Origin of the sequence: Pantoea sp. NPDC088449 (assembly GCF_044753225.1) — a bacterium.
GTDB classification, from domain to species: Bacteria; Pseudomonadota; Gammaproteobacteria; order Enterobacterales; family Enterobacteriaceae; genus Pantoea; species Pantoea floridensis.
Map to the genome: position 1 here is coordinate 1,199,753 of NZ_JBIVMT010000001.1, position 26,441 is coordinate 1,226,193.

A 26,441-nucleotide genomic window follows, 5' to 3' on the forward strand; every position below is an offset into this window, starting at 1 on the left:
ATAGGCCTCTGGTGATGTTATGAAGTGGAAGAAACAACGAAACCTTCGCGACGCAAAATTGCGCCGGCGCCCTCGCCAAACCACCAGGCTTCTTCCAGGTGCGGCTGGCCGGACAAAATAAAGTGGTCAATACCTAACGCGTGATAGGCTTTAATCTGGTCGGCGACCTGCTGATGGCTGCCTACCAGCGCGGTGCCAACGCCGCCGCGTACCAGCCCGTAACCGCTCCAGATATGCGGCGCGATTTCCAGCGCCCGCACGTTCTCCGGCGTGACCTGTTCGGCCTGAATAGTGTTGAGCAACGCAATCATGCGCTGCTGCCCCACCGATTCCGTGCGGCTGAGCAGCGTTTGCGCGCTATGAATGCGCTGCGGCGTGACGTTTTGCAGCAGGCGCGCGGCTTCACGCCAGGCGTCCTCTTCGCTGTCGCGACTGATGACATGAAAACGAATACCCAGTGACAACGTGCGGCCCTGTACCGCCGCCGCCGCGCGGACCTCGGCCAGCCGCGGTGCGACCTGATCTAACGGTTCTCCCCATGTCAGCCAAGTATCGGCATGGGTGGCCGCAACCTGCTGCGCCGCAGCGCTGGCGCCGCCAAAAAAGACCGGCGGCACCGCCCAGGGTGACGGCAGCAGCGTCGCCTGATCCAGCTGATAATGTTCACCTTGAAAATCGAAGGGTTGCCCGTTGGCGCGCGCGGCGCTGACGCCCTTAAACGCCGCAATAAATTCGCCGCTGCGCGCGTAGCGCTGATCGTGATTGAGGCGATCGCCATAGCGCCGCTGTTCAACCGGATCGCCGCCGGTCACCACGTTGATCAGTAACCGACCCTGTGTGAGCCGCTGGAACGTGGCCGCCTGATGCGCTGCCAGCGTCGGCGAGATAAAACCAGGGCGAAAGGCAACAATAAATTTAAGACGCTCGGTGTGCTGGCTAATCGCCATGGTGCTCAGCCAGGCATCTTCGCACCAGCTGCCGGTCGGCGTTAGCACACCTTCGAAGCCCAGACGTTCAGCGCTGCGCGCGATATCAATCAGATAGTCGAGCGTGGCGGCGCGGTAATCCTGGCCAATACCGGCAATGTGCTGCGAGTCATCACCGGCACCGACGATTTCGCGGCTGTCGCCGTTGGTGGGTAAATACCAGTGCAGATGAAGGCTCATGCCTCGCTCTCCGGGTAGCGATGCGCACGCAAATCACTAAAACGCAAACCGGGGTGGTCGGCGCGCAGGCGGCGCTGACCTTCGCCCTGCAATCTTTCGCGCAGCGTCAGTGCGCGCCCATCGGGACGACGCATGCGCCCGCGTGCCTGCAGCTCCGGCGCAACCCAGCGCGCAAAATCTTCAAAGCTGCCGGGGCTGATGGCATAGGCCAGATTGAAACCATCAATGCCGGATTCATCCGCCAGTTTCTCAAGCGCATCCGCCACGGTTTGCGCACTCCCGACCAGCGTAGGATGAATGCCGCCAATGCCGATGTAGTCACTGATGTCGCCTACCGTCCACACCCGCTCAGCATCAATACGCGTTAATCCCGCCAATGCCGAACGCCCCGCATTGGTTTCGATATATTGCAACGGGGCATCCAGCGGCCAGGCGGACCAATCCACGCCGGTCCAGGCAGAGAACAGCGCCAGCGCGGCTTCCTGGCTGGTGTAACTGAGATAATCCTGGAATTTGGCGTGCGCCTTCTCATCGGTTTCATCGACCACGACGCTCACCGCCGTGATAAAGCGGATGGCCTCATCGGCGCGCCCTTCTTCTCGTGCCGCCGCGCGGATGCGATCGATATTGTTACGAATCGACTGCGCCGTGGTGCCGCCGAGAAACACCACTTCGGCATTTTGCGCGGCGAACTGACGGCCGCGATCGGAGGTGCCCGCCTGAAATAACACCGGCGTGCGCTGCGGGCTCGGTTCACTGAGATGCGCATCCGGCACGCTGAACCAGCGGCCTTTATGCCGGATAGGATGGACTTTGGCCGGATCGGTATAAACACGGGCTTGTTTGTCGCGCCGCACCGCATCCTCTTCCCACGATCCTTCCCACAGCTTGTAGGTCACCTCAAGAAACTCCTGCGCGCGCTCATAACGTTCGTCATGATCCATCTGGCGTTCGAGTCCAAGATTGCGGGCGGCTGATTCCAGTACCGAGGTGACGATATTCCATGCCACGCGCCCTTTGGTGAGATGATCGAGGGTGGTGAACTTGCGCGCCAGCAGATAGGGGTGTTCATAAGTAGTGGAAACGGTAATGCCGAACCCCAGCTGGGTGGTGACCGCAGCCATCGCCGAGACCAGCAGCAGCGGATCGTTAACCGGCGACTGGGCGGCGGTGCGCAGCGCAGCATCCGGTTTGCCTTGATAGACATCGATCTGCCCGAGCGCGTCAGCAATGAACATCGCATCAAAACCGGCATCATCCAGCACGCGGGCAATGTGGGTCCAGTAGCCTAGCGACGTGTATTCACTGGCGCGGTCATCAGGATGGCGCCACAGTCCGGCCGAGACGTGGCCCACAACATTCATTATGAAGCCGTTAAACAGCAGAGTTTTTTTCGCGCTGACGTTACTCATCATCGGTCCTTATCAGGGTTAAGCACGTTGCCGGTCACGATCGATAACCGCATCCGGTAACAAATTGGCCGCCAGCAAACGCTGCGTGACAGCGTGCCGCTGCGGGGCATACAGCGCATGACGCGGAAAATCATCCACCACCTTGCCGCCCTCCATCACCACAATGCGCTGGCAAAACTGGGTGACTAACGCGAGGTTATGGCTGACAAACAGGCAGCTGAGCTGACGCTGCTGATGCAGCTGCGTCAGCAGCCGCATTACCTGCGCCTGAATGGAGAGATCGAGCGCAGAGGTCGGCTCATCCAGCAGCAGGCAGCTCGGATTCACCACCAACGCGCGCGCAATATTGGCGCGCTGACGCTGACCACCGGAGAGCTGGTGCGGATAGCGTGCCAGCAGCGCCGGATTCAGCCCCACTTCACTAAAGACCTGCTGCGCGCGCAGCAAGGCTTCCGTTCGGTTGCTGGCGCTGCTGAGCCGTAGCTGCGGACGGATCAGCTGCTCGCGTAGCGTCAGGCGGGGATTAAAGGAAGCCAGGCTATCCTGAAAAACACACTGCACCTGACGGCGAAACGCCCGCTGTGCGTCGGCATCGGCTAGCGTGAGCGGCTGACCGGCAAAGCGCACCGAACCACGCGTGGGGGCGATTAACTGGGCAAGCAGGCGCAGCAGCGTTGATTTTCCCGAGCCGGATTCGCCAATTACGCCAACCACTTCGCCCTGCCCGATCTGCACATCAACGGCATCCACCGCGCTAAAGGCGCTTTTCTGGGGCCACCAGCGCGCGGGCTGCCGTCGCCAGTAGTCGCGACCGATACCGCTGGCCTGCAACAATATGGCGCTATCGGATGGGCTAACCGGCTGCAAATCCGGGCGCGGCACGGCCGCCAGTAACGTTTGCGTGTAGGGATGCTGCGGGCGCGCAATGATGTCGCGGGTAACGCCGGTTTCAACGATGACGCCCTGACGCATCACGGCAACCCGATCGGCCAGCGCGGCGACGACGCCAAAATCATGGGTAATCAGCAGCATCGCCATATTGTGCTGGCCGCGCAGTTCGCGTAGCAGCGACAGCACCTCAAATTGCACGCTGGCATCCAGCGCGGTGGTCGGTTCATCGGCGATTAACAGCGACGGCTGGCACATCACTGCCAGCGCAATCAGCACGCGCTGGCGCATGCCGCCGCTCAGCTCATGCGGAAAGAGATCAAACACGTGCTGCGCTTCGCGAATATGCATGCGCTCCAGCCAGCGCAGCGCTTCCGCGCGTAAAGCCGCACCGCGCAGCGAGGGATTGAGCCGACGCAGGTTGTGTTGCAACTGTTTGCCCACGCGCCAGGAGGGATCGAGCGTGGAGAGTGAATTCTGAAACACCATCGCGATGTCGTGGCCGCGTAACCGATTCAATAGGCTTTCAGGCTGATTGAGCAGTGAACGCCCGCTAAAGTGGATCGCGCCGCTGGCCTGTGCCGTCGCGGGCAGCAATCCCAGAATCGCCGCTGCGGTCAGGCTTTTCCCCGATCCTGATTCCCCCGCCAGCGCCAGCACTTCACCCGGCGCCAGCGTCAACGAAACCTCCTTGACCGCAACCTGATTGCCAAATTGCACCTTGAGCTGCGAGACGGTTAATAGGTTCATCACAGCCCCTTACGATGTGGATCGAGCATGTCGCGCAGACCGTCGCCGAGCCAGTTAAAGGCCAGCGATACCACCACAATGGCGCACGCAGGAAGCGTGGCGATGTGCGGAGCGCCGAGGATCATCCATTGCGTCCCTTCGCCCACCATGCGCCCCCAATCCGCCTGCGGCGGCTGGACGCCAAGGCCAAGAAAGCTCAATCCCGCCAGGAATACCACCATGCCGCCCAGCAGCGAGGTGGTGTACACCAGCAGCGGCGTGGCCACATTGGGCAGCAGCTCACGAAACAGGATGTCGCTATGGCTCGCGCCCTGGGCATGCAGCGCCTCGACATACTCCTTCCTCACTTCTGCACGCGTGTCGCTGTACACCACCCGCGTCAGGTATGGCACCACGCTACAAATCAGGGTGATCGTCACCGTGAGATAGCCGCTGCCCAACACGGCGGAGAGACCAATCGCCAGCAGCACCATGGGAAAAGCAAACAGCATATCGGTGATGCGCATGATGAAAGCAGAGAACGCCGAGTCGCGATAACCGGCCAGCATGCCAAACGCCAGGCTGAGCAGCGCAGCAACAATAACCGGTAAGATCGATGCGCCTAGCGCGCTGCGGCCGCCCCAGATCAGGCGACTCAACATGTCGCGTCCCTGATTGTCACCACCAAGCCAATGCCCCGGGGTGCCGGGCGGTGCAAGGCGTAAACCGGTAAACGACTGCAGGGGATCGTAAGGCGCCAGCCACGGTGCCAGCGCGGAAATCATCACGATCAGCAGCAGAATGAGTAAACTGCCCGCCGCCAGGTGTTGCTTGAAAAATGCCTTCATTGGTGACCTCGCTGACGCGGATTGAGCCAATCCTGCAGCAGATCGCTCAGCAAATTGACGGTGAGAAAGCAGATGGCGACCAGCATCACGCCGGTTTGAATGGTGGGATAATCCTGGCCAGCCGCCGCGTTATAGAGCTGTGAGCCAATGCCGGGCCAGGCGAAAATTTTTTCGATAAAAATTACCCCGCTCAGCAGATAGCCAATCTGTAAGCCGGTAATACCAACAATGGGCGCCAGCAGATTGCGGCCTACGTGGCGCCACAGCAGCACCGCTGGCGAATAACCCAGCGCGCGATAGGTGCGCAAATAATCTTCATTGAGAATGGTGATGACGCTGTTACGCACCTGACGGGCGAGGATCAGCATGGAGATCAGCGCGGTGGAGAGTGCCGGTAGCCAAAGGTGATGCAGCAGATCCAGCAGGCCCCGGTCGCCACGCATGTCATACATGCCGGAAACCGGGAACCAGCGCAATTTGACGGCAAACAGCCAGATAACGAACACACCTAACCAGAAAATGGGGATATTGTGGCCGAGTTGGACCACCAGCATCACCACGCGATCGCGTCGCGTGCCGTGCCACAAACCGCACAGCACACCAATAATCACACCTGGGATCAGGCACAGCAGCACCGCTGCGCCGGTCAGAATCGCTGTATTGGCAAAGGCACCGCTCAGCACCTCAATCACTGGCGTACGCATGGTGAGCGAGATGCCCCAATTACCGGTAAACAGATTTTTAAGCCACAGCAGATATTGCAGCGCGGCCGGTTTATCCAGGCCATAAAGCTGGCGGATTTGCTCGATCGATTCCTGCGAAAGCTGCCCCGCTAAGGCGTTGGTAATCGGATCACCAGGCGCCAGCTTGGCAATCAGAAAGACCAGCAGCGAGATCAAAAACACCAGCGGTATCGCCTGCAACAGGCGCATGGCGATCAATCGCATCATGCTTTTAACCACACGCGGGTTAAATCATAAAAGTTCTGCGCCGGCACGTTGAAGCCTTGTACCGCCGGCGAACTGCTGAAGACGCGATTAAGCTCCAGCAACGGAACAAAAGCCGCCTGCTCCTGAAACTTTTGGTTAATCTGCTGCCACAGCACCAGCGCCTGTTGGCGATCAACCGTTACCGCAGCCCGATCGATGAGTGGTGCTACCCCGGTAATCACCGCCTCGCCTTTGCCGCGGCTCACCACATAGTTTTTCCACGCCACGCGCAGCCATTGCGGTGAGATCAGGCCCCACTCCATGGTAAATAAGCCGGTCTCATCAGCCAGGTTGGCGAGGTGCGAGCTGTAAGTGATCCACTCCTGCGAGATAACCTTCACATTGATGCCCACTTTGCTGAGATCGCGCTGGATCCACTCGATCACCGCCTGATTCTGATCGTAGGTAATGATGGTGAAGCTGACCTCGCCAGGCTGGAAACCGGCGTCTGTCAGGAGCTTTTTTGCCCCGTCGGGGTCGTAGGGATAATCTTTCTGGCTGGCGAGAAACGCCTCATTGGAGCGATTAAGAATGTTGTAGCTCGCCACGGCATGGCCGTTAAGCAGGCTCTTTACCAGGCCTTCGCGATCGATGGCTTTTATCACGGCCTGGCGCACGGCCAGCTGGCGGGTAAATTTGTTGGCAAAATTCCAGCCGAGGAACAGTTGATTGGCTTCCACGCTGTCATGCACGGTGTATCCACTCTGTTCCAGCAGATCGACCGCGTCCGTTGGGGTACGCGACAAGATATCAACCTGGCCAGACTGCAAGGCGCTGATACCGGTGCTGCCATCCAGAATCGGCCGGAAGATAATGCGCTGCATATAGGGCTTTTTACCCCACCAGCGTTCATTGCGCAGCAATTCGGTATGATCGTTACGTACGCGAGAGACAAACTGATACGGCCCGGTGCCAGTGGGATGTTCAGCTAAGCCATCTTGTCCCCATTTCTGCAGGGCGGCCGGGCTGAAGATGCCTGAAACCCAGTTACCTTGCGGCAGGAAGCGCAGGAAATCCGGGAAGGGTTGATTGAAATGATAGGCCACCGTGTGGGCATCAATGACTTCGACAGTTTTCAGGTCGCTATAGACCTGTGCCATAGTGGCCTGCGATTGACGATCAAAATATTCAAATTGCGGATCGGTAAAACGGCGCACATTAAATCTTACTGCTTCAGCGTCAAACGCCGTGCCATCATGAAATACTACGTCGCTGCGCAGATGAAACGTGTAAATAGTGGCGTTTTCATTCACTTCCCAATGCGTTGCCAGCGCAGGAATAATCGGTGGCGTACCTTTAGCGGCAGGAACCGATAAATCTTCGGCAACCAACGATTCATAAATATGTTTATCTACGCGGTAGGTTTCATACGAATATTGGCGATTCGGGTCATAAATAGTGGGTTCTAAAGCCTGCCCCACTACCAGGGTTTTACCATAGCGTTGACTCTCTTCATCAGCCGCCAGCAACGGGAGCGAGGTTCCCATGCCAATAAAAACGGCGGAGGATAATGCAGAAAGCTTAAGCAGCAAACGGCGCGCGTGATTAACCGTCTGATCGGATTGATTTTTTGACATGGTGTTTTCCACTGGTTGCAGGCAATTAAACAATAAATCATTAATAATCAATGCATTGATTGATTATCTCTTATAGTAAAATTACGGTAGCACGCAGATTTAGATTATTTAAATGCCTTTTAAGCAAATCATTATCCGCTTTAGCGGATTATTTAATCCCGTTTTGTGCATGTTGATGTGTGAATATTGTCATTGCTAACGTGTTTATTTTTATTACTCTCCTCACTCTCTCTTCCGGCAGGAAAAAACAATGTCCACGTCGAATCGTATTATTTTAAGTGCTTTTACCATGGCCGCTGTTTCTCACATTAATTACGGTATGTGGCGTCATCCCGATGAACAAGGCTGGCGCTATACCGATATTGAATACTGGACGGCGCTTGCCACGCTGCTGGAAGAGAATCATTTTGATTGTTTATTTATTGCCGATGCGTTGGGCTTATTAGATACCTGGAATGGATCGCCCGCGGCATCGCTAAAAAACGGTATTCAGTCCCCGCTGATTGATCCCTTACTGCTGGTGTCAGCGATGGCTGGCGTGACCAAGCGTTTAGGATTTGGCGTCACCGTCTCCACCACCTACGAGCAGCCCTATTTGCTGGCGCGCAAATTCACCACGTTGGATCATCTCACTGACGGTCGTATTGCCTGGAATGTCGTCACTTCACAGCTTGATAGCGCAGCGCGCAATCTGGGACTGGATCAACAAATGGAACATGACCAGCGTTACGAACGCGCCGACGAGTTTTTGGCGGTGTGTTATCAGCTGTGGCAGCACTCCTGGCAACGCCATGCGCTGCAGCGCGATAAGCTGCGCGGCATCTATACCGACCCGGCACAGGTGAAAGCGATAAAGCATCATGGCCGCTTCTTCACCGTGCCCGATGCCCACTTAAGTGAGCCAAGCCCGCAGCGTACGCCGGTGCTGTTTCAGGCGGGAGGATCGCCGCGAGGTATTCACTTCGCGGCACAGCATGCGGAAGTGGTGTTTGTCGCCGGACTGGATGCCGCAGGGGTAAAAAAACAGGTTCAGGCTATTAAGCAACAGGCTAAACGGGCTGGCCGTGCGCCTGATGCCATCAAATTTATCAGCGCGGTAACGGTGATCACCGGCCAAAATGCGGCGGAAGCCGAAGCTCACTATCGGCAATTACGCGAACTCTACGATCTGCAAGGCGCGCTGGTGCACTACTCCGCCAGCACCGGCGTGGATCTTGCCAAACATGATATTGATTCGCCACTCGACTGGCAGCACACCAACGCCAATCAATCTTTGCTAAAAATGATTACCGGTGCGCCGGGCGAACCGCGTAAGACCCTGCGGGAAGTGTTCAAACCGGAGATCGGCTTCGGCCGACAAAAGACCTTTGTTGGCAGTGGCGAACAGGTCGCCGATCAGATTGAAGCGTGGCTGAGCGCCAGCGAAACGGACGGGATTAATCTGGCGCAATGGCTAAGTCCGCGCAGCCTGGCCGATTTCGCGCGTTGGGTGGTTCCGGTGCTGCAGCAGCGCGGGCGGCTGACGCCGCAGCCGCAGAACAGCACGCTACGTCAGCGGCTCTTTGGCACAGCGTCGGCAGAACCGGCGGCAGATCACCCGGCTATCAATCCTGCGTTTCGCCGCTGAAGTAGTGGCGCACGAGGATATCGGCACCATCATCAATGGCTTTCAGCAGAATCTTTTCGCTATTGATAGCGTCGCCTGCCTGTAACGCATCCAGCAGACGATCATAGTTATGATGCCCGTTCACCACCTCAGTGGGCTGCGGGTAGAGATAGTTAAAGCATGGACCAATCTGCACCCACAGCTGCTCAATCAAGGCTTCCAGCGTCGGCATTTGCGCATAGCCATACAGCGTAAAACGAAACGCGCGGTTAGCTTCCAGCGCGGCCTCCGCAACGCCACTCTGCTTCGCTTGCATGAAGCGCGCGCAGAGTTTTTTTAGCTCAGCAATTTGTTTTTTCCCCACAAACGGCGTGGCTGCCTTCACCGCTAAACCTTCAAGCTGCTTACGAATTAGGGTGATCTCCTCAAAGCGCTGACGCGACATTTCCGGCACCAGAAAGGCCGCTGCGGGCGTGGCATTCAGGGCTCCGGCAGAAACCAGACGCAATAATGCTTCACGCACCGGCGTAATGCTGGTGCCGAGCTGTGCGGCCAGATCGCGCGTCACTAGGCGCGCGCCGGGTTTCAACTTGCCAACAATCAGCGCGTTACGTAGCGATGATTCCACCTGAGCGGTTAAACTCAGTCGCTGCGCTTTGTCCATTTCGATCATAGGTTGCAGGCCCTTTACTGGAATTCGCAAATGGTAAGTTATTTTTAATGTTTTATTGCCAACATCACGAATTATAGGATATATCATGTATTACAAATAAGCACAGTCTTGATTCTGGCAGTATCCACTCTTTTCACTACCTTGCCGTTGGCAATTTTGGGAAACGTTATGAGACTACCTGCAGTGAAGTTTGCCACCACCGCGTTGCTATTTGCTCTGTTGCCATCCGTCCAGGCAGCGGAACTCACCATTGGCCAGCCCACGTCTGCCACGGCGATGGATCCCGGCTTCCTGAAAGAGTCTGCCACTCTGGTAGATAATATTTTCGATACCTTAGTGCGCCGCGCGGATGACATGTCACTGCAGCCGGGTTTAGCCACCGAGTGGAAAGCGATTAACGACACAACCTGGCAATTTACCCTGCGTCAGGGCGTAAACTTCACCGATGGTGAGCCAGTAAATGCCGAAGCGGTGAAATTCTCCCTCGATCGTATTTTAGATCCGGCAAATCACGCGCCGACAATTTCTTATATTCGCACCATCAAATCGGTTGATGTGATCAACGATTATCAGGTGCAGATCCACACCAACGGTCCGGATCCGCTGCTGCCGACACGCATGAGCCGCTATCCGGCCTATATTGTGCCGCCAGCCTATGTGAAAAAAGTGGGTGCCAGCGAATTCGCGCGGAAACCGGTCGGCAGCGGTGCGTATAAGCTCGATAGCTTCATCCCCGACGAAAAAGTGGTGATGGTCGCCAATGAAAGCTACTGGCGCGGCAAGCCTGCTATCGATCGTGTGACCTGGCGCCCGATTCCTGAAGCCACCGCGCGCCTTACCGCGCTGCTGACCGGCGAAGTGCAGCTGATTGAAAGCGTGCCGGCCGACATGGTACCAGCGCTGAAAAATCGCCCGAATGTTGCGCTTGAGCAGGTTAAAGGTGGCGGGTTAACCATTTATCTCGGCCTGAAAGATGATGAGAAACCGCTGAACGATGTGCGCGTGCGTCAGGCGCTGTCGTTAGCGCTGAACCGTCAGGCTTATACCCAGCAGTTGCTGCACGGGTTCGGCACACCAACCGGCACCATGGCTGGTGCTAATGACTTTGGTTATCTGGCGGTTCCGGCCACCGTGCAGGATGTGGCTAAAGCCAAATCGCTGCTGGCAGAAGCCGGTTACGCCAAGGGCTTTACCCTGCGCTTTCAGGCACCGCGTCGCTACATCGCCAGCGCCGATGTAGCGCAAGCCATCGTGCAGGATTTAGCGGCGATCGGCGTGAAGGCCGAACTGGAAGTGCCGGAGTGGTCGGTGTATACCCAACAGGTTGCCTCACAAAAACAGGCACCGATGTACATGCTGGCGTGGGGCTCAACCCAAACGCTGGATGCCGATGCCGCCCTGTTCCCCATCCTGCGCAGCGGCGAACCCTACTCCACCGTGCATGATGCGGAGCTGGATAAGTTGCTCGATCGCAGCCGTCAGATTGTCGATCCCGCTGAACGCAAAAAAGTGTTAGCGCAGATTCAGCAGCGTGTGGCGGAACAACAGCCACTGCTGCCGCTGTATCGGGAAGACACGCTGTACGCGCACAGCACCTCGCTCAACTTTACAGGCCGCGTCGATGCCCGCATCCCGCTGTTTGATCTGAGGCTGAAATGATCTCTCCGGGCACCGTGCTGCAGCGCCGTCCGCGTCGCCTGATATACGGCGATGCGCTGATCGGCTCGACTTTGCTGATCGTGGTGATTGCCGCGGCGCTGCTTTCCCCGTGGCTGCCGTTGCCCGATGCATTAAGTAATAACCTGAATGAGATGTTCCTGCCGCCGGGTACGCCCGGCGCGCAGGCAACACATTGGCTGGGTACCGACCAACTCGGCCGTGATTTGCTCTCGCGGATTCTGGCGGGCACCCGTTTGTCGCTGCTGGTGGTGCTGGTCGCCGCCGTGATTGGCGCGGTGATTGGTGTGGCGCTGGGGATGATGGCTGGCTATGCCGGTGGTTGGGTGGATGCGCTGATCATGCGCTTGATCGACATCCAGCTGGCGGTGCCGTTTATTCTGTTAATTCTGTTGGTGATTGCGCTGATGGGCGCGTCGCTCACCAACATCATTGTGATTATGGGCTGCACCAGCTGGGCGATTTATGCCCGCGTGGCGCGCGCCAAAACCTTAGAAATTCGCGAGCTGGAATATATTCAGGCGGTGCGCGCGATGGGCTTCTCGCCGCTGCGCGTGCTGCTGCGCCATATCCTGCCCAATCTGCTGACGCCGCTGGTGGTGTTGCTGACGCTGGATATTCCGCGTTTGATCGTGCTGGAAGCATCGGTAGGTTTTCTCGGCATGGGGATCCAGCCGCCGACGCCAACGCTGGGTAATCTGATCGGCGAAGGACGCTCATATATGCTGTTGTCGCAGTGGCTGGTGCTCTATCCCGGCCTGGTGATTGCGGCGCTCGTGATTGGCTGCAACCTGCTGGGCGATGCGCTGTTACGTCGCACGCATACAAGGCTGGATTAAGATGCTGAACATTCTGCTCAATCGCCTTGGTCAATCTATGTTAGTGCTGCTCGGGGTGTCGCTGCTGATTTTCTTTAGCCTGCATATGACGGGCGATCCGGCGGCGCTGATGATGCCGCCGGGCTCCAGCCAGCAGGAGATGGATACCTTTCGCCACAGCATGGGCTTTGATCGTCCGCTGATTTGGCAATACGGCCACTATCTCAGCGGCGTGCTGCACGGCGATTTGGGTGAATCGCTGCGTTACAGTCAGCCGGTGCTGGCGCTGATTGCTGAGCGTCTGCCCGCGACTGCGCTATTGGCGGTCAGTGCGCTGGCATGGAGTTCACTGCTGGGCCTGCTGCTCGGCATTATCAGCGCCCTGCGCCCGCACAGCCTGTGGGATTTAGTCTGCCGTCTGCTGGCCTTTTCCGGCCAGGCGATTCCGGTGTTCTGGCTGGGATTACTGCTGATTCTACTGTTTAGTTTGAAATTACAGTGGCTGCCATCCAGCGGTTACGGCACCTTCGCCGCGCTGGTGATGCCCGCACTGAGCCTCGGCGCGTTTTACATGAGCGCCGTGGCCCGCCTGACGCGCGCCAGCCTGCTGGACGTATTGCAACAGGATTACATTCGCACCGCGCGCGCTAAAGGGCTGAGCGCCTGGCGCATCGTGGTGCGCCACGGTTTACGCAACGCGCTGATTCCGGTGATCACCGTGCAGGGCATGTATTTCGCCTCACTGCTGGGCGGCGCGTTGGTTACCGAGATTATTTTTGCCTGGCCGGGCATTGGTCGTCTGGCGATTCAGGCGATTCAAAACCGCGACTTCCCGCTGGTACAGGCGATTGTGCTACTCGCCGCGGTGGTGTTTGTGGCGATCAATTTGCTGATCGACCTGCTCTATCTGGTGCTAAACCCGAGGATTCGTTTATGAGTCGCCTTGCTGCCACCTTAGAACTGCTGAGTGAACTGACGCGCTGGCCGAGCGTGGCCGGCCAGTTATCTGCGCAGCGTGGATTGGCAGCCTGGCTGGAACGCTGGATGGTGGAGCAGCTCAATGCTGCCGTTATCCATCCGGTGGCGACTCAACACGACGAGGCCCCGCCGCTGGTGCATGTGCGCATTGATAACGGCAGCGACAGAAGCGTGGTGTTGTACAACATGTATGACGTGATGCCTGCGGATGACGCCGGTTGGGACGTAGCGCCGTTTATCGGCGGCATCGTTGAGTGGCCTGAACTGGGCCAGGTATTTGTCGGGCGCGGTGCCGAGAACAATAAAGGACCGGTCGCTGCCCTGCTGATTCTGCTGCGCGAAATGCAGCACAGCCAACAGCTCAATTTTAATATCGAAATTCTGTTAGAAGGTGAAGAGGAAGTCGGCAGCGGCGCGCTGCGGCGTTATCTGGCGCAGCAGCCTTGCCCGATCGCTCCCGCCGAAGCGGTGTTGTTTCCCTCACTGTGCGAATACGGCGGTGGCGCACCGCGGGTTTACCTCGGCTTTACCGGACTGGCATCCGGGCGTCTGAACGTGACCGGCGGCGACTGGGGCGGACCGTCTTCAGCAATTCATGCCAGCAATGCCGGCTGGATCGCCAATCCCGCGTGGCGCCTGGTGCAGGCCTTGCATGCCATTGCGCCCGCCGAACACAGCGGCGTGCTGGCGCGCAGCATGCCCGATGATGAGGCGAATCAGCTGCTGGCGAGCTTAGCCGAGCAGTTCAGCATTCATGACGAACTGCGTTTTCGTCGCAGCCAGCGCCTGATGATTGCAGGCGACACCTTGAGCAGTCTGCAAACGTTGCTCGGCAGTGCGGTATTGACGCTGGCCGAGCTGCACAGCGATCCGCCGGGCGGACGCGGCGTGATTCCTTTCCGCGCCAGTGCCGAGTTGGCGTTCCGCATTCCGCCAGGCTTCGATCAGGACACGATGATTGCCGCCGCCCAGCAGCGCCTGGCGCAGCCGGATTTAGCCGGCTGCGAACTGCAGCTGTTCGATCGCTATCCCGGCGTACGCTTTAGCCGCCACGCCCCCGGCGTAGATGCACTGATCGCCAGCTATCAAACGCTGGGTGCCGCTCCGCAAATCTGGCCGTGGGCACCGGGCTGCGCGCCCGCCTATGCCTTTGCCGCCGTCGCGCCCGCCTTTCTGATTGGCGGATTAGGCCACGGCGGCAACGCCCATGCCGTCAACGAGTTTGTTACGCTGGCAGGACTCGAACGCTTCCAGCAATCCATGAGCCTGTGGCTCACCGCATTCAATGATTCGGCCATTGGCCGGGTCGCGCCACACCAGGGAAACACCGCAGTACATAAAAATACAAGGCTATAAAATGAAATCAGTTGAAGAGTTTGAACGCGTTCCGCTCGGCTTCTTCCCCACGCCTCACGAGCCGCTGCCGCGGCTCAGTGAGGCACTTGGGATTACGCTGACGATCAAACGCGATGACTACAGTGGCTTCGGCGGCGGCGGCAACAAAGTCCGCAAGCTGGAGTATCTGATGGCGGAGGCCTGCAAAACCGGCGTCAATGTGGTGATCACCACCGGCGGGCATCAATCGAACCACGCCCGCATGGTGGCCGCCGCGGCGCGCAAGTTTGGCATGCGTCCAGTGCTGGTGCTGCGGGGCAATCCGCCCGCGAGCTGGCAAGGGAATCTGCTGCTGGACAAGCTGTTCGGGGCCGAGGTGCAGTTCCTCGATCCCGACGGCTACTTCACGCAGATTGAAGGTGCGATGCAGGCGCACGCTGATGCGGCGATCGCCCAGGGTGAAACGCCAATGATTATTCCGCTGGGTGGCGCGACGCCACTCGGCGCGTTGGGTTATGTGCGCGCCGTGGAGGAGATGGCGGCGCAGCTGGCTCCCCACCACACGCCCGCGCCAGATTTTATCGTTGCGCCTACCGGCTCTGGCGGCACGCTGGCTGGATTGCATGTGGGAACGCGGCGCTATTGGCCGCAGACCAAGGTGATTGGCATCAGCGTCAGTGCCAAAGCCGATTGGTTTCAGCCGCGCATTGCCGGCATGGCGCAGGATTGTGCCGACCTGCTGCAATGGCCGCAGCGGTGGCAACCGGACGATATCTGGATTGAAGATGGCTATGTTGGCCAGGCTTATGGCGTGCCATCCGATGGCGGTATTGATGCCATCTACAAACTCGCCCAGCTGGAAGGCGTGCTGCTGGATCCGGTATACACCGGAAAAGCGATGCACGGCCTGTTTTCGCTGGTGGAGCTGGGGCGCATTCCGCAGGGTTCGCGCGTTACTTTCGTGCACTGCGGCGGTTCTCCGGCGCTCTATCCGTTCGCCGACCGTCTTTTGGAGCCGTGATGGACGCGTTATTGCGGGTGCTGGATGAAGCCACCGTCGCGCAATTGGGGGGTAACGATATCGCCCTGGCGCTTGAGGATGTCAAAGCCGTAATCCGTCTGATGCGCCTCGGTGAGGCGCAGATGCCCGCCGAAAATCACGTCGATCTCGGCACGCCTTTGGGTAAAGCTTATGCGTTACCGGCGCGCGTCGGCGGCAGTTATAACGTAGCGGGCGTGAAGTGGACGGCTCATCGTCCTCAACGTCCGGACGCCCTGCCCGCCGCGTTAGCCTTAACGTTGATCAACGATGCGCAAAGCGGTCTTCCCCGTGGTCTGCTGGCCAGCGGTGCGTTAACTGCCGCCCGCACCGCCGCCGTGAGCGCGCTGGCGCTGCAGCTGGCTGCGCCACAACCTGTGAAACGCGTGCTGTTGCTAGGAGCAGGCCTGCATGCGCAGACGCATCTGCACATGCTACATCAGCTGTTTCCACAGCTGGAACAGATTGGCGTCTGGAATCGCTCTGGCGAAAAACTCATGGCGTTGCACGATGTGCAGATTGAATCCAATCTGCCGTTGGCGCTGGCGCAACCCTACGACGCCGTGCTGACCTGCACCAGCGCAGCGCAGCCGATTGTTGATGCAGCGGCGGTGCGTCCTGGCCGGATTATTGTACAGGTGGGCTACCACGAAGTGAGTTTTGCCGCCATCCATGCCAGCAGCAAAGTGGTGGTGGATGCCTGGGGTGATTTCGCCCAGCGTAGCGCAAAAAGCCTGTTTCAGATGTTCCGCGCCGGTGAGTTTCGAGAGCAAGATGTCGCTGCCGATCTCTGCGCGCTCCTCGTCGATGGCTGGCGTCCGGCAGCGGATGATAGCGTCTATTTCTCCTCGTTTGGCCTCAACGTGTTTGATATCGCCCTCGCCGCTCGCGTGTTACAGGCCGCAGAGCACAACGCACTCGGCACGTTGCAGTCGCTGTTTTCGGGAGTTCAGCATGATCATTGATGTGCAAACCCTTCACCAGCGTCAGGCGCAGGGTGAAGCCTTTCTGCTGATCGACGTGCGCGAATTTGTCGACTGGCAACGCGCCACCTTGCCCGACGCGCAGCACTGTAACGTCTATGACTATTTTATCGACGACAGCAGCGAGCCAGGTTTAGCGGTGATGGCGGCAGAAGCGGCCACCGCGCTGCAACCAATGTTTACTAGCTATCCTGGCGCCACGCCGGTTTTTTTTGAGCAGCAGGTGGGAATGCGTTCGCCGCGCGGCGCGTGGTTTGCGTGGCTGCTACAGCGCGATGATGCGCTAATTCTGGATGGCGGCGTGGAGGCCTGGCAGGCGGCGGGTTTTGACCTCACGCCAGGATTAGGTTTAAGTCGAACGGTCGCGCATCCGCCCGCCGCAAACGCCCGCGCGTGGAATCGCGATGTGGTGTGCATCCGTGAGCAGGTGTTAACGGCGGATGGCGTGACGGTAATCAATGTAGATGCCCGTCGTCCCAGCGAATTTGACGGCAGCTTTGCCCACGCCTGCTGTCAGCGCGCGGGACGTATTCCTCATTCTCAGCTGCTGTTTTGGGAAGACGTGGTCAGCGACGGTCATTTCCGCACGGCTTATGACATTGAGGCTCGCGCTACGGCCGCAGGGCTGAATAAAAGCGCGAAATTACAGGTTTATTGCCACCGCGGCGCGCGAGCTGCCACGGTATGGGCGGCATTAAAGCTGGCAGGTTTTGCGCATGTCGCGGTGTATGTCGGATCCTGGCACGAGTGGGCTGAACACCCTGAACTGCCGCTACTACACGGCAGCTGATCGTTGCGCCAGCGCCTGCTGGACATCCGGCGCTGCCGCCAGCAATTGCTGCGTGTAGTGGTTCTGCGGATGGTTGATCACGTTCGCCGTTATGCCCGACTCCACGATTTCACCGTGATACATTACTACGACCCGATCGCACAGCTGCCGTACAGCGCTGAGATCGTGGCTGATAAACAGCACCGATAATCCTAGCTTGTGCCGTAGCGTATTAAACAGCGCCAGAATCTGCCCGCGTACCGATAAATCCAGCGCAGCAACCGCTTCATCCGCCACCAGCAGCTTCGGCTCCATTGCCAGCGCGCGTGCAATCGCAATACGCTGGCGCTGACCGCCGGAAAATGCCCCTGGTAAACGATGCGCATGTTCCGCTTTCAACCCCACTAACATCAGCAACTCTTTTACCCGCTCATCCACCGCAGCGCCTTGTCGCAAGTGCCACACGCGCAGCGGCTCGGCAATCTGTTCACCCACCGAAATTTTGGGATTAAGACTCGCGTAAGGATCCTGGAAGATAATCTGGGCGTGACGGCGTAACGTATTTAGCTGGCGACCTTGCAGATGCTGGCCCTGGAAATGCACTTCGCCTGCATCTGCGGCAATCAAACCAATCGCCGCGCTGCCCAGCGTGGTTTTTCCGGAGCCGGATTCACCAATCAAGCCGACGATTTCGCCCTGCGCAATCGTTAGATTAGCCGGGTGTAAAACGGTTTGGCGTTTGGCTGGCCACAGCGGCATGCGACGCGGCAGCGGATAGCTTTTGCTGATATCACGTAGCACCAGCAGCGGCGGCTGATCGGCCATTATTATGGCTTCCGGCATCTGCACCGCCGAGGCGGCAATCAATTTACGCGTGTAAGGATGTTGTGGCGCGCCGAGCGTGTTGAGTACTGCTCCCTGCTCAACCAGCTGCCCGTGCTGCATTACGCACACGCGATCGGCGTAACGTGCCACCACGGACAGATCGTGGGTGATCAATAAGATCCCCATCCCCATTTCTTGCTGCAGCTCTTGCAGCAGCGCCAGAATCTGCGCCTGAATGGTGACATCCAGGGCGGTGGTCGGCTCATCTGCAATCAGCAATTCCGGCTGTCCGCTGATGGCGCTGGCGATCATCACGCGTTGGCGCATACCGCCCGATAATTGATGAATATACTGGCGCGCTCGCTGTGCCGGATTAACGATACCGACGCGATCCAGCAGCGCAATCGCTTCCTGCTGGGCCTGCTTCCAGCTAAATTGCCGATGCCGCACCAGCACTTCGGCGATCTGTTCACCGATGCGCAGCGTGGGATTCATGCTGGTCATTGGCTCCTGAAACACCGTGGCAATGCGGCATCCGCGCAGTAATTGGGTTTTGCGAGCATCCAGCGGATCCCCATTGAAAACCACGCGACCGCCACTTTGCTGCACACCGGCAGGCAGCAAGTTCATCAGCGCCAGGGAGGTTAAGGTTTTGCCAGAACCCGACTCGCCAACCAGAGCCAGTATTTCCCGCTGGTCAAGATGAAACGAGACGTTCTGCACCAGCTGCCGCCGATCGTGAGTTTGTAGTGAAAGATTTTCAACCGACAGCAAGCGGGCGCTATTCATCTGGCAGGGATTCTCAATAGGGAAAAATACAGGATATATCCTGAAGATAGGGGGAACAAGACCATTAGGTTATGGTACTGCGCGTGACGGAATAAGCCTATTGAGTGGTTTGTAGCACCCCAAATCTACGGCGATTATCGCCGTAGATTTTATAAAAAGTAAACTCTCGGGTCAGTTTGGTTTACTATTCACTTTATCAACGGCAATAACTGCCGCTAATATTTAGTTTTAGCAACGGGTGATACATGTTGAATGTTGAGAGCAGAAATATGCTCCAGAAACTGGTGCCCTCCGGATTAGTCGCGACAAAGTCATGGCTAGAGGTTCAAGGTTTAAATCCACATTTCATCGATAATGCGGTGAAGAGCGGTACGCTAATATCGCTCACACCTGGGGTTTATGTGCGTGATCCAGCCCCTCTACTATGGAAAGGCATCATCACCTCCTTACAACGGATGATGCAACACCCCATACATGTCGGTGGTTTAACGGCCTTGAACCTTGAAGGTCTGGCGCACTATCAATTGCGATGCAAATCAGCCAGTGTTCAACTCTACTCTATAGCGCCAATGCCTATCTGGCCGAGCAAAATCAATGTGAATGCACAGTTCGTATGCCATAGCACCCAAAGAATCTGGCCCGAATCACTTATGTATGAGATTAAATATCTTCGTGAAGAGCACTGGAATGAATCATTACCCTCCTTACGCTATTCCACACCTGAAAAAGCCATATTGGAAGTGTTAACCGAGGTTCCCAAAACGATCAGCTTTGAACATGCAGACCAACTCATGCAGGGTCTCTCAACGCTATCACCTCGAAAAATGGATGAGCTTCTGCGAGCCTGCTTCAGTATTAAAGCAAAGCGATTATTTATGTGGCTAGCTGAACGACATAATCATGCCTGGTTCAAATATCTTAAACCTGACAAGTATGATTTCGGTTCGGGCAAACGTGAGCTATCTCGAGGTGGCAAGCTGGATAATAAATGGAACATTACGATTCCAAGGGAAATGTGATCTATGGACAGAACGAGTCTCTATTATCGGCAAGTGCAGTTACTTCTGAAAATACTGCCATTGATATCCCAACATAGCTGTTTTGCGTTAAAAGGTGGAACGGCCATCAATCTTTTTATCCGTGAATTACCTCGCTTATCTATCGATATCGATCTCGTATTTCTACCTTCATTAGAACGTACTGAAGCGTTAACAACAATAAAGAAGACACTTGATGATATAGCCGCTGAGATAGGCATTAAGCTGGTGGGCTGTAGTGTGGTTCGTTCTTATGAGGATAAGAATGATGCATTGCGACTAACGGTTACGCGCTCAGGCGTGCAGATTAAAATTGAGTTATCTCCAGTGTTACGTGGAACCGTATATGAATCCGAGATACTGCAAGTCTCTGAGTCTGTGGAAGATGAGTTCGGATTTACTGAAATGAAAGTCGTTTCCTTTGCCGACCTATATGCTGGAAAAATATGTGCGGCGCTTGACCGACAGCATCCCCGTGATCTATTTGATGTGAAGTTTCTTTTAGAGAATGAAGGAATTACTCAAGAATTGAGAAAAGCACTGTTGATCTATTTAATTAGTCACCCGCGACCGCTTGCTGAACTACTACAACCACAGTTAAAAGATATCTCAAGTATCTATGATGGTGAATTTCGTCATATGGCCGAGAGAGACGTGTCATTGAAGGAACTCGAGGAAACAAGAGTTCAATTAATTAACATAATTAATACATCATTGACTATTGAGGAACGCAACTTTTTGCTCTCTTTTAAAAATCTGCAACCTAACTGGGGGCTGCTCGATCTGGACCGCGTTGATCAACTTCCCGCCGTACGTTGGAAACTGAAAAATTTATCGACTATGTCAGCGGCTAAACATGCTGCTGCGTTAAGAAAATTGGAGAGCGTTTTGCAAATCGTTTAATAGCTGAGACTTTAGAAAAAGTTCCAGCTGTTAATCCTGAACATTATTGCGACAAACTCAAAATCGTGCGGATGTTCTGCGCCGTTGTCGCAATAATATCAATCGCCCCCGTGCGCAGTGCGCCAAGAATGGCCATCGCTTTGGTATTCTCTGCGGCAATGGCAATCACACAGGGAATTTTGCGTAACTCTTCAATGCTGAGGCCAATAACCCGGTCGTTCATCACCGTATCAACGTGCTGGCCCTGCGAATTGAAGAAGTCATAGCCCGCCACATCACCGGTTACCCCCTGATTGACGCTGGCATCAATGATTTCGTGCGGCGTAAACCAGCCAAGTTTGACCATATAGCTGTTTTCGTTCATGTCGCCGATGCCCACCAGCGCCACATCCGCTTTGCGTGCACGATCCAGCGTTTCCTTGATGGTGCCGTTTTGCATAAAGGCATCACGCAGCGCCCGATTCTCAACATAGGCGGGCGCATAAAGCGTTTCGCTGATGCCGCCAAATTTCTTCGCCATGCGACGGCTGATGTGATCTGCGTTGATGGCATCCCCCGGACGATGGGTGCCGCCAATGCCGCTGATGAACAGGCAATTGCGTGTCGGCACCTGGCCGGGATGATCGGCAACCGCAGCCACATTGCGCCCTTGCCCAACGGCGACAATGGCGTCGTCTTTCAGCGACTGCGCTAAATGTGACGACACCAGCGCGGCAACCTGACGACGCTGCTCTTCCTGGTCCGGCTGATCCAGGGCAATCAGCGCCCGTTGCAGTTGCGGGAAGCGATTTTGAAGCTGTTGTTCGAGACGGGTGCTGAACACCGGGTGATAACGCACATTGATTTCGACGATGCCCTCTTCACGTGCGCGTTTGAGTAAGCGGCCAACCTTGATACGGGAAATCCCAAACTTACGCGCAATCTCCTCCTGGGTGATTTCGTCCTGATAATAGGCGACGGCAATTTCCGTCAGCAGTTCGGAGTCCTGAGAGAGCGTGTTTTTTTCCATCCGTAACCTGTCTTGTTTGGGTGTTATGCGAAGATGCTGCAAGCGCGCCACGTAGGGTGCGCATTTATGCGCACCTGGTCGCCATGAATGGCGCCCCTACAAAATACCGGCTTGATGTGACTTAGGCAGGGAGTTATATCATTGATACGACTCGCTTCGCCAGATAACCGCGCCGCGAGTCGATCGGGCATCACGCTTAGCGCTTGATAGCGTCGATTTTCAGCATGCGGGCAATCACGATATCCAGCTCTTTCTGATCGAAAATTTGTTTCCAGTCAGGTTTAACGATCTTCTCACGCCCATATTCCATGGCGATCATGCAGGCATCGGAGAACGGGTTGGTGGCACGGAAGGCGACGGCCAGCGCAATCTGAATATGACCATACAACATCGCCTTGGCCGCTTCTTCCGGCACGCCGCTGTGTTTCACGGTTTCGTCCAACGCTTCTTTCATGAAGGCACCGACCATGCAGGCGACGGTTTCCACCAGCGTCGGTTCCAGATACGCCAGCTGCGTCACGGTTACCCAATGGACGTGCTCAACCGGACCGTACATCACGCTTATCACCTTGCTCAGCTCGGCTTTCTGCGCATCAGAACCGCTTTCGTACGAGGCCGCCACGTGCTGAACCGCTGCGATGCCGCCGAAAGCATCCGCATGCTCTTCTTGGGTATAACGCTCAAGGAATACCGACGGATGGCAAGGATGCGCCACCGCGTATTCAATGCCATCACGATGGGCGATCAAATTCGCGTACGCGGCAGCCGGATCCAGCGTCAGCAGGATCGCGCCCGGTTTCATCTGTGGCACCACGCCTTCAGAGACTTTTCCCAATACAATATCCGGTACCGCCAGAATCACCACGTCACTTAAAGGCACCACGGAGGCGGCATCAGAGAGTTCGCGGCCCTGCGCGCTAACCTGTTCTTGCGCTTTTGGTGAGTTCTCACAGTAAAACACCTGGTAATCACTTTTCTGCAAGTTGGCAGAAATACGCATACCCATTTTACCGCCGGCACCTATCACGGTGATGGTTTTCAGTTGCACGCTCATGTTGTTACTCCTGATTTTGTTTACTGCGTAAGAATTCAACGGTGCGGCGAGTCCATTCGGCTTCTCGCTCGCAGGTCACGGCAGCATCCTCTTGCCACGGCAACCAGTGTTCGACGATTTGGTTAATGCCTTTATCCACCGGGCGCACGCTGGCGATCATCCGATCGTAATCCAGCAAACCTTCGCCCATCGGGCAGCCGGCAAAGGTAAAGCCAACCCAGCCATCACGACGCGTGAAGGCAAAGTCTTTAATGTGCAGATTGCCGACGCGCGCGGCGGTGTTGGCGATCACCTGCTCCGGCAGCTCCAGCCCAGCGACACAGTTGGCGGGATCAAGACACACGCCCAGCCACGGCGACAGAAACTTATTGATGACCGACATCATCACGCCGCTATTGACCTGCTCGTACGTCTCCAGGCAGAGACGCACCTGCTGGCGGGCGAAATCGGGTAACACGGCAGCAATCAGATTGGTGGCTTCATCCAGCGACGGGCGATGATCGGCGGTATAAAACATCGAGCGCACCACGTGAGCATCGAGAATTTCCGCCATATGCAGATAACGCTGCAAATGGGCGGTAGCCAGACCACGCGTACCTAATTCCAGCGTAATACCCAGCGTATCGGCCTGCTGACGCAGCGTAAGCAGCTGCGCGTCGGACCAGCTTTCAATCGCCGGATAGTCGCAAATTTGAAACACCGAGATATCGAGGTCCGCGGTCTGCTGCAGCATCTGCTCCAACGTCAGCGGGTTGGGTACGTTTGACGACATGCGCCAGAAAAAAGCGTAAGTGCTGAGTCCTATCCGGCTCATTAACGGCGCTCCTGAGCCAACACGCTGGCTTCCTCAATAATTTGGGCCAACGCTTGCGGATCGTGAGCAAAACGTCCCAGGAACAGGCCATTCACGTCTGTACCAAGGCGTTGAATCAGCCCCGGACCGGCGCTGCCGCCATAAATGACTTTCAGCGTGATACCCGGCGGCGTAGAGAGCTGCTGCAGGCCGGCGCACACCGCGCGGATGTAGCTGTCCGGCGCGGGCTGCGGCGCGCCGATTGCCCATTGTGGTTCGTAGGCAAAGAACACTTCACCTTCTAATCCCTGCTGCGCGGCGTCAGATAAGGCTTCGGCCAGCTGCTGCTCGCACAGCGCGATCGCCTGCTGCGGATCCGCCTGCTGTTCTTCACCGATGCACAGCACGGGCGTGATGCCGTGGCGCAGCGACATCGCGACCTTGGCAGCGATTTGCGCTTTATCTTCATGGAAGTGACGACGGCGTTCCGCATGACCAATTTCGGCTAGCGAACAGCCCAGCTCTTGCAGCATGCTGGCGCTGACTTCACCGGTCCATGCACCGTTCTCCGCCTGGCAAACATCCTGACCGCCGAAACGCACCGTCGTATTAGCAAAGATCTCCGCCACTGCCGGAATGGCGGGATAAGCCGGTAAGACAAATAAACCCACTTCACCGCTTTTTACGGCCGGATGCCCGGCAATGGCTGCCACATCGCGACACCACTGCAGCGTTTGTTGATAACCGAAGTACATTTTTAAACTGACGCCAAGCCAGACTTTTGGCTGAGACATGCTTCAAACTCCTTGTTCAGACGTACTCTGTTCTTTTAGCAGATCGCCCACGGTATTCACGATTAAAGCGAGTGAAATTGCGCCTGCGTCGGGTGTGCCCAGGCTTTTTTCTGCCAGCGGACGTGCGCGGCCCATTTTTGGTACCAGCTGCGCGGTATCCTGCGCGGCTTTGTCTGCCACCTGCGCCGCCCCCAGCCAGGCATCGGTTAACGATGCGCCTTCTGCAACAGCCGCATTTAAGCTGTCGCTAAACGGCACCAGTACATCAACCATGGTTTTGTCACCCACGCGCGCTTTACCAAAGTGCATGATGCCTTCTTTGGCTGCACGCACACCCGCTGCCACGCGCTGCGCATCGGGTGTGAAACGATCGCCCAGCGCAGTGCCCAACGCGGTGAGCGCCACGCCCCACAATGCGCCAGACGTGCCGCCGGCGTTATCAGCCCACGCATCTGCCGCCCGGCACAGTAAACTGCCAGCACCCGCACCGCGCGCGGCAACGTCACGCGCCTTTGCTACTGCGCCCAGCACGCCACGCTCCATACCAATACCGTGGTCGCCATCACCAGCGACCGCATCAATGTCGCCAAGCCGCTTTGCGTTACGTTGTAACATATCGGCCACTGATTCCAGCAGTTGCAGAACGCGTTTGGCGCTTTCCTGCGATTCAGCGGTCGCGGCAGGCAAGGCTTCTTCACGGCTTTCCTCTCGCTCCGTGGCGCTCAGGGGTTCTGCAACCAGCACGCTACCTTTGCGATAGGCTGGCGTATTGGTTGGCGCACGCCACAGGGTTTCCAGCGTTTCATCCAGCCACATCAGCGTCAGTGACGCGCCAGCCATATTAAAACTGGTGACAAATTCGCCGACGTCAGGTTCGACAATCTGCACTTTTGCTGCGTCCAGCAGCTGCGCGACGCGGCGATAAACCACAAACAGCTCTTCATATTTCACCGAGCCCAAACCGTTGAGGATCACTGCCACGCGCTGACCTTCAGCTTGCTTTATATCAACGGGTAATTCATTGAGCAGGCGCTCAACGAAGATCTCCGCCAACTCATCTGCGCTCGGCATGTCGGTCTCTTTAATGCCCGGCTCGCCGTGAATGCCTAATCCCAGCGCCATGCGCCCTTTTTCCACTTCAAACAGCGGATGCGATGCGCCTGGCAGAGTACAACCGGCAAACGCCACGCCAAAGGTCCGGGTGCGTTGATTCGCGTGCTGTGCCAGTTTTACCACGGCGGCCAAATCGTGCCCCGCTTCAGCAGCGGCGCAGGCGGCTTTAAAGACGCAAAGATCGCCTGCCACGCCGCGACGCTTTTCCAGCTCTTCTTTGCCCGCGCTGGAGATATCGTCGGTGACCGCCAGCACGTCACAGGCGATGCCTTCCGCCCGTAAACGTTCGCAGGCCTGGCCAAAGTGCAAAACATCACCCGCATAGTTGCCGAACATCAGCAGCACGCCAGCACCGTTATGCGCCGCACGTGCAACGTTATAGATTTGCTGCGCCGAGGGCGAAGCGAATAAATTGCCCATCGCCGCGCCGTGTGCCAGGCCTTGTCCAACCAATCCAGCAAACGCCGGATAGTGGCCCGATCCGCCGCCGACAATTACCGCCACGGTGTTCGGCTCGCTGCGGGTACTGCGCACCACGCCGCCAGTAACCTGACGCACTTTATCGGCATTGGCGGCGACAAAGCCTTCAATCAGCTCAGCGGCGAAGGCTGAGGGTTGGTTAAACAGGTACGTCATA

The 26,441-nt window shown here is 57.0% G+C and carries 23 protein-coding genes; 10 read left to right on the plus strand and 13 right to left on the minus strand.

Going from position 1 to position 26,441, the window contains the following annotated elements; translation table 11 throughout:
* Window positions 1-17 precede the first annotated feature (17 nt).
* The 6 genes from ACIP6T_RS05720 to ACIP6T_RS05745 are packed head-to-tail and all read right to left on the minus strand — an operon-like array spanning window position 18 to window position 7,609.
* Window positions 18-1,166, minus strand: a complete 1,149-nt coding sequence (locus ACIP6T_RS05720) for an LLM class flavin-dependent oxidoreductase (RefSeq protein ID WP_400455878.1) — start codon at window positions 1,164-1,166, stop codon at window positions 18-20.
* Window positions 1,163-2,578 carry an LLM class flavin-dependent oxidoreductase gene (locus ACIP6T_RS05725; protein ID WP_097097292.1) on the minus strand — a complete coding sequence of 472 codons (1,416 nt, stop codon included), beginning with the start codon at window positions 2,576-2,578 and terminating at the stop codon, window positions 1,163-1,165. The genes ACIP6T_RS05720 and ACIP6T_RS05725 overlap by 4 nt, the downstream gene beginning before the upstream one ends.
* Window positions 2,579-2,596: 18 nt before the next feature.
* Complete coding sequence (locus ACIP6T_RS05730; protein WP_400455881.1) at window positions 2,597-4,216, minus strand: dipeptide ABC transporter ATP-binding protein; 1,620 nt, start codon at window positions 4,214-4,216, stop codon at window positions 2,597-2,599.
* Window positions 4,216-5,043, minus strand: a complete 828-nt coding sequence (locus tag ACIP6T_RS05735) for an ABC transporter permease (RefSeq protein ID WP_400455883.1) — start codon at window positions 5,041-5,043, stop codon at window positions 4,216-4,218. Before ACIP6T_RS05735 ends, ACIP6T_RS05730 begins: the two co-directional genes overlap by 1 nt.
* A complete protein-coding gene (locus ACIP6T_RS05740) occupies window positions 5,040-5,993 on the minus strand; it encodes an ABC transporter permease (protein ID WP_345829698.1) in 954 nt (317 codons plus the stop codon). The genes ACIP6T_RS05735 and ACIP6T_RS05740 overlap by 4 nt, the downstream gene beginning before the upstream one ends.
* Window positions 5,990-7,609, minus strand: a complete 1,620-nt coding sequence (locus ACIP6T_RS05745; RefSeq protein WP_097097288.1) for an ABC transporter substrate-binding protein — start codon at window positions 7,607-7,609, stop codon at window positions 5,990-5,992. The genes ACIP6T_RS05740 and ACIP6T_RS05745 overlap by 4 nt, the downstream gene beginning before the upstream one ends.
* A gap of 250 nt (window positions 7,610-7,859) precedes the next feature.
* Here ACIP6T_RS05745 and ACIP6T_RS05750 point away from each other — a divergent pair, with 250 nt between their 5' ends.
* Window positions 7,860-9,236, plus strand: a complete 1,377-nt coding sequence (locus tag ACIP6T_RS05750; RefSeq protein ID WP_400455886.1) for an LLM class flavin-dependent oxidoreductase — start codon at window positions 7,860-7,862, stop codon at window positions 9,234-9,236.
* On the opposite strand, the gene ACIP6T_RS05755 is transcribed toward ACIP6T_RS05750, so the two are convergent.
* Window positions 9,214-9,888 carry a GntR family transcriptional regulator gene (locus ACIP6T_RS05755; RefSeq protein WP_400455888.1) on the minus strand — a complete coding sequence of 225 codons (675 nt, stop codon included), beginning with the start codon at window positions 9,886-9,888 and terminating at the stop codon, window positions 9,214-9,216. The genes ACIP6T_RS05750 and ACIP6T_RS05755 overlap by 23 nt on opposite strands.
* Before the next feature lie 168 nt (window positions 9,889-10,056).
* Here ACIP6T_RS05755 and ACIP6T_RS05760 point away from each other — a divergent pair, with 168 nt between their 5' ends.
* The 7 genes from ACIP6T_RS05760 to ACIP6T_RS05790 are packed head-to-tail and all read left to right on the plus strand — an operon-like array spanning window position 10,057 to window position 17,508.
* Window positions 10,057-11,547, plus strand: a complete 1,491-nt coding sequence (locus ACIP6T_RS05760) for an ABC transporter substrate-binding protein (protein ID WP_400455890.1) — start codon at window positions 10,057-10,059, stop codon at window positions 11,545-11,547.
* Entirely contained in the window at window positions 11,544-12,404 is an 861-nt protein-coding gene (locus ACIP6T_RS05765; RefSeq protein ID WP_345829690.1) for an ABC transporter permease, read from the plus strand. Before ACIP6T_RS05760 ends, ACIP6T_RS05765 begins: the two co-directional genes overlap by 4 nt.
* A 1-nt stretch (window position 12,405) precedes the next feature.
* Window positions 12,406-13,320: an ABC transporter permease gene (locus tag ACIP6T_RS05770; protein WP_400455892.1), complete on the plus strand. Its 915-nt coding sequence runs from the start codon at window positions 12,406-12,408 to the stop codon at window positions 13,318-13,320.
* Window positions 13,317-14,717: a M20 family metallopeptidase gene (locus tag ACIP6T_RS05775; protein WP_400455894.1), complete on the plus strand. Its 1,401-nt coding sequence runs from the start codon at window positions 13,317-13,319 to the stop codon at window positions 14,715-14,717. The genes ACIP6T_RS05770 and ACIP6T_RS05775 overlap by 4 nt, the downstream gene beginning before the upstream one ends.
* Before the next feature lies 1 nt (window position 14,718).
* Complete coding sequence (locus ACIP6T_RS05780) at window positions 14,719-15,717, plus strand: 1-aminocyclopropane-1-carboxylate deaminase/D-cysteine desulfhydrase (RefSeq protein ID WP_097097281.1); 999 nt, start codon at window positions 14,719-14,721, stop codon at window positions 15,715-15,717.
* Entirely contained in the window at window positions 15,717-16,700 is a 984-nt protein-coding gene (locus tag ACIP6T_RS05785) for an ornithine cyclodeaminase (protein WP_400455896.1), read from the plus strand. Before ACIP6T_RS05780 ends, ACIP6T_RS05785 begins: the two co-directional genes overlap by 1 nt.
* Complete coding sequence (locus ACIP6T_RS05790) at window positions 16,690-17,508, plus strand: rhodanese-like domain-containing protein (protein ID WP_400455898.1); 819 nt, start codon at window positions 16,690-16,692, stop codon at window positions 17,506-17,508. Before ACIP6T_RS05785 ends, ACIP6T_RS05790 begins: the two co-directional genes overlap by 11 nt.
* On the opposite strand, the gene ACIP6T_RS05795 is transcribed toward ACIP6T_RS05790, so the two are convergent.
* The gene (locus tag ACIP6T_RS05795; protein WP_400455900.1) at window positions 17,494-19,101 is read right to left on the minus strand and encodes a dipeptide ABC transporter ATP-binding protein; all 1,608 of its coding nucleotides are present in this window, start codon (window positions 19,099-19,101) and stop codon (window positions 17,494-17,496) included. The two genes, ACIP6T_RS05790 and ACIP6T_RS05795, sit on opposite strands and share 15 nt — an antisense overlap.
* A gap of 245 nt (window positions 19,102-19,346) precedes the next feature.
* On the opposite strand from ACIP6T_RS05795, the gene ACIP6T_RS05800 reads away from it, so the two are divergent.
* On the plus strand, window positions 19,347-20,120 hold the full coding sequence (locus ACIP6T_RS05800) for a type IV toxin-antitoxin system AbiEi family antitoxin domain-containing protein (RefSeq protein ID WP_345829681.1): 774 nt from the start codon (window positions 19,347-19,349) through the stop codon (window positions 20,118-20,120).
* A 3-nt stretch (window positions 20,121-20,123) separates the two neighbouring features.
* Window positions 20,124-21,041 (plus strand): nucleotidyl transferase AbiEii/AbiGii toxin family protein, encoded by a 918-nt coding sequence (locus tag ACIP6T_RS05805; RefSeq protein WP_345829680.1) that lies wholly within the window; start codon window positions 20,124-20,126, stop codon window positions 21,039-21,041.
* A 43-nt stretch (window positions 21,042-21,084) separates the two neighbouring features.
* Here ACIP6T_RS05805 and ACIP6T_RS05810 read toward each other — a convergent pair whose 3' ends face one another.
* The 5 genes from ACIP6T_RS05810 to ACIP6T_RS05830 all read right to left on the minus strand — a co-directional run bounded on the left by ACIP6T_RS05810 (window position 21,085) and on the right by ACIP6T_RS05830 (window position 26,440).
* Window positions 21,085-22,050: a sugar-binding transcriptional regulator gene (locus ACIP6T_RS05810; RefSeq protein WP_345829678.1), complete on the minus strand. Its 966-nt coding sequence runs from the start codon at window positions 22,048-22,050 to the stop codon at window positions 21,085-21,087.
* Between the two features lie 196 nt (window positions 22,051-22,246).
* The gene (locus ACIP6T_RS05815) at window positions 22,247-23,104 is read right to left on the minus strand and encodes a phosphogluconate dehydrogenase C-terminal domain-containing protein (protein WP_345829677.1); all 858 of its coding nucleotides are present in this window, start codon (window positions 23,102-23,104) and stop codon (window positions 22,247-22,249) included.
* 4 nt (window positions 23,105-23,108) lie between these two features.
* Window positions 23,109-23,918: a TIM barrel protein gene (locus ACIP6T_RS05820; protein ID WP_345829676.1), complete on the minus strand. Its 810-nt coding sequence runs from the start codon at window positions 23,916-23,918 to the stop codon at window positions 23,109-23,111.
* Entirely contained in the window at window positions 23,918-24,691 is a 774-nt protein-coding gene (locus tag ACIP6T_RS05825; RefSeq protein WP_345829674.1) for a triose-phosphate isomerase family protein, read from the minus strand. Before ACIP6T_RS05825 ends, ACIP6T_RS05820 begins: the two co-directional genes overlap by 1 nt.
* A gap of 3 nt (window positions 24,692-24,694) precedes the next feature.
* Complete coding sequence (locus ACIP6T_RS05830; RefSeq protein WP_400455904.1) at window positions 24,695-26,440, minus strand: dihydroxyacetone kinase family protein; 1,746 nt, start codon at window positions 26,438-26,440, stop codon at window positions 24,695-24,697.
* Window position 26,441: the final 1 nt, after the last annotated feature.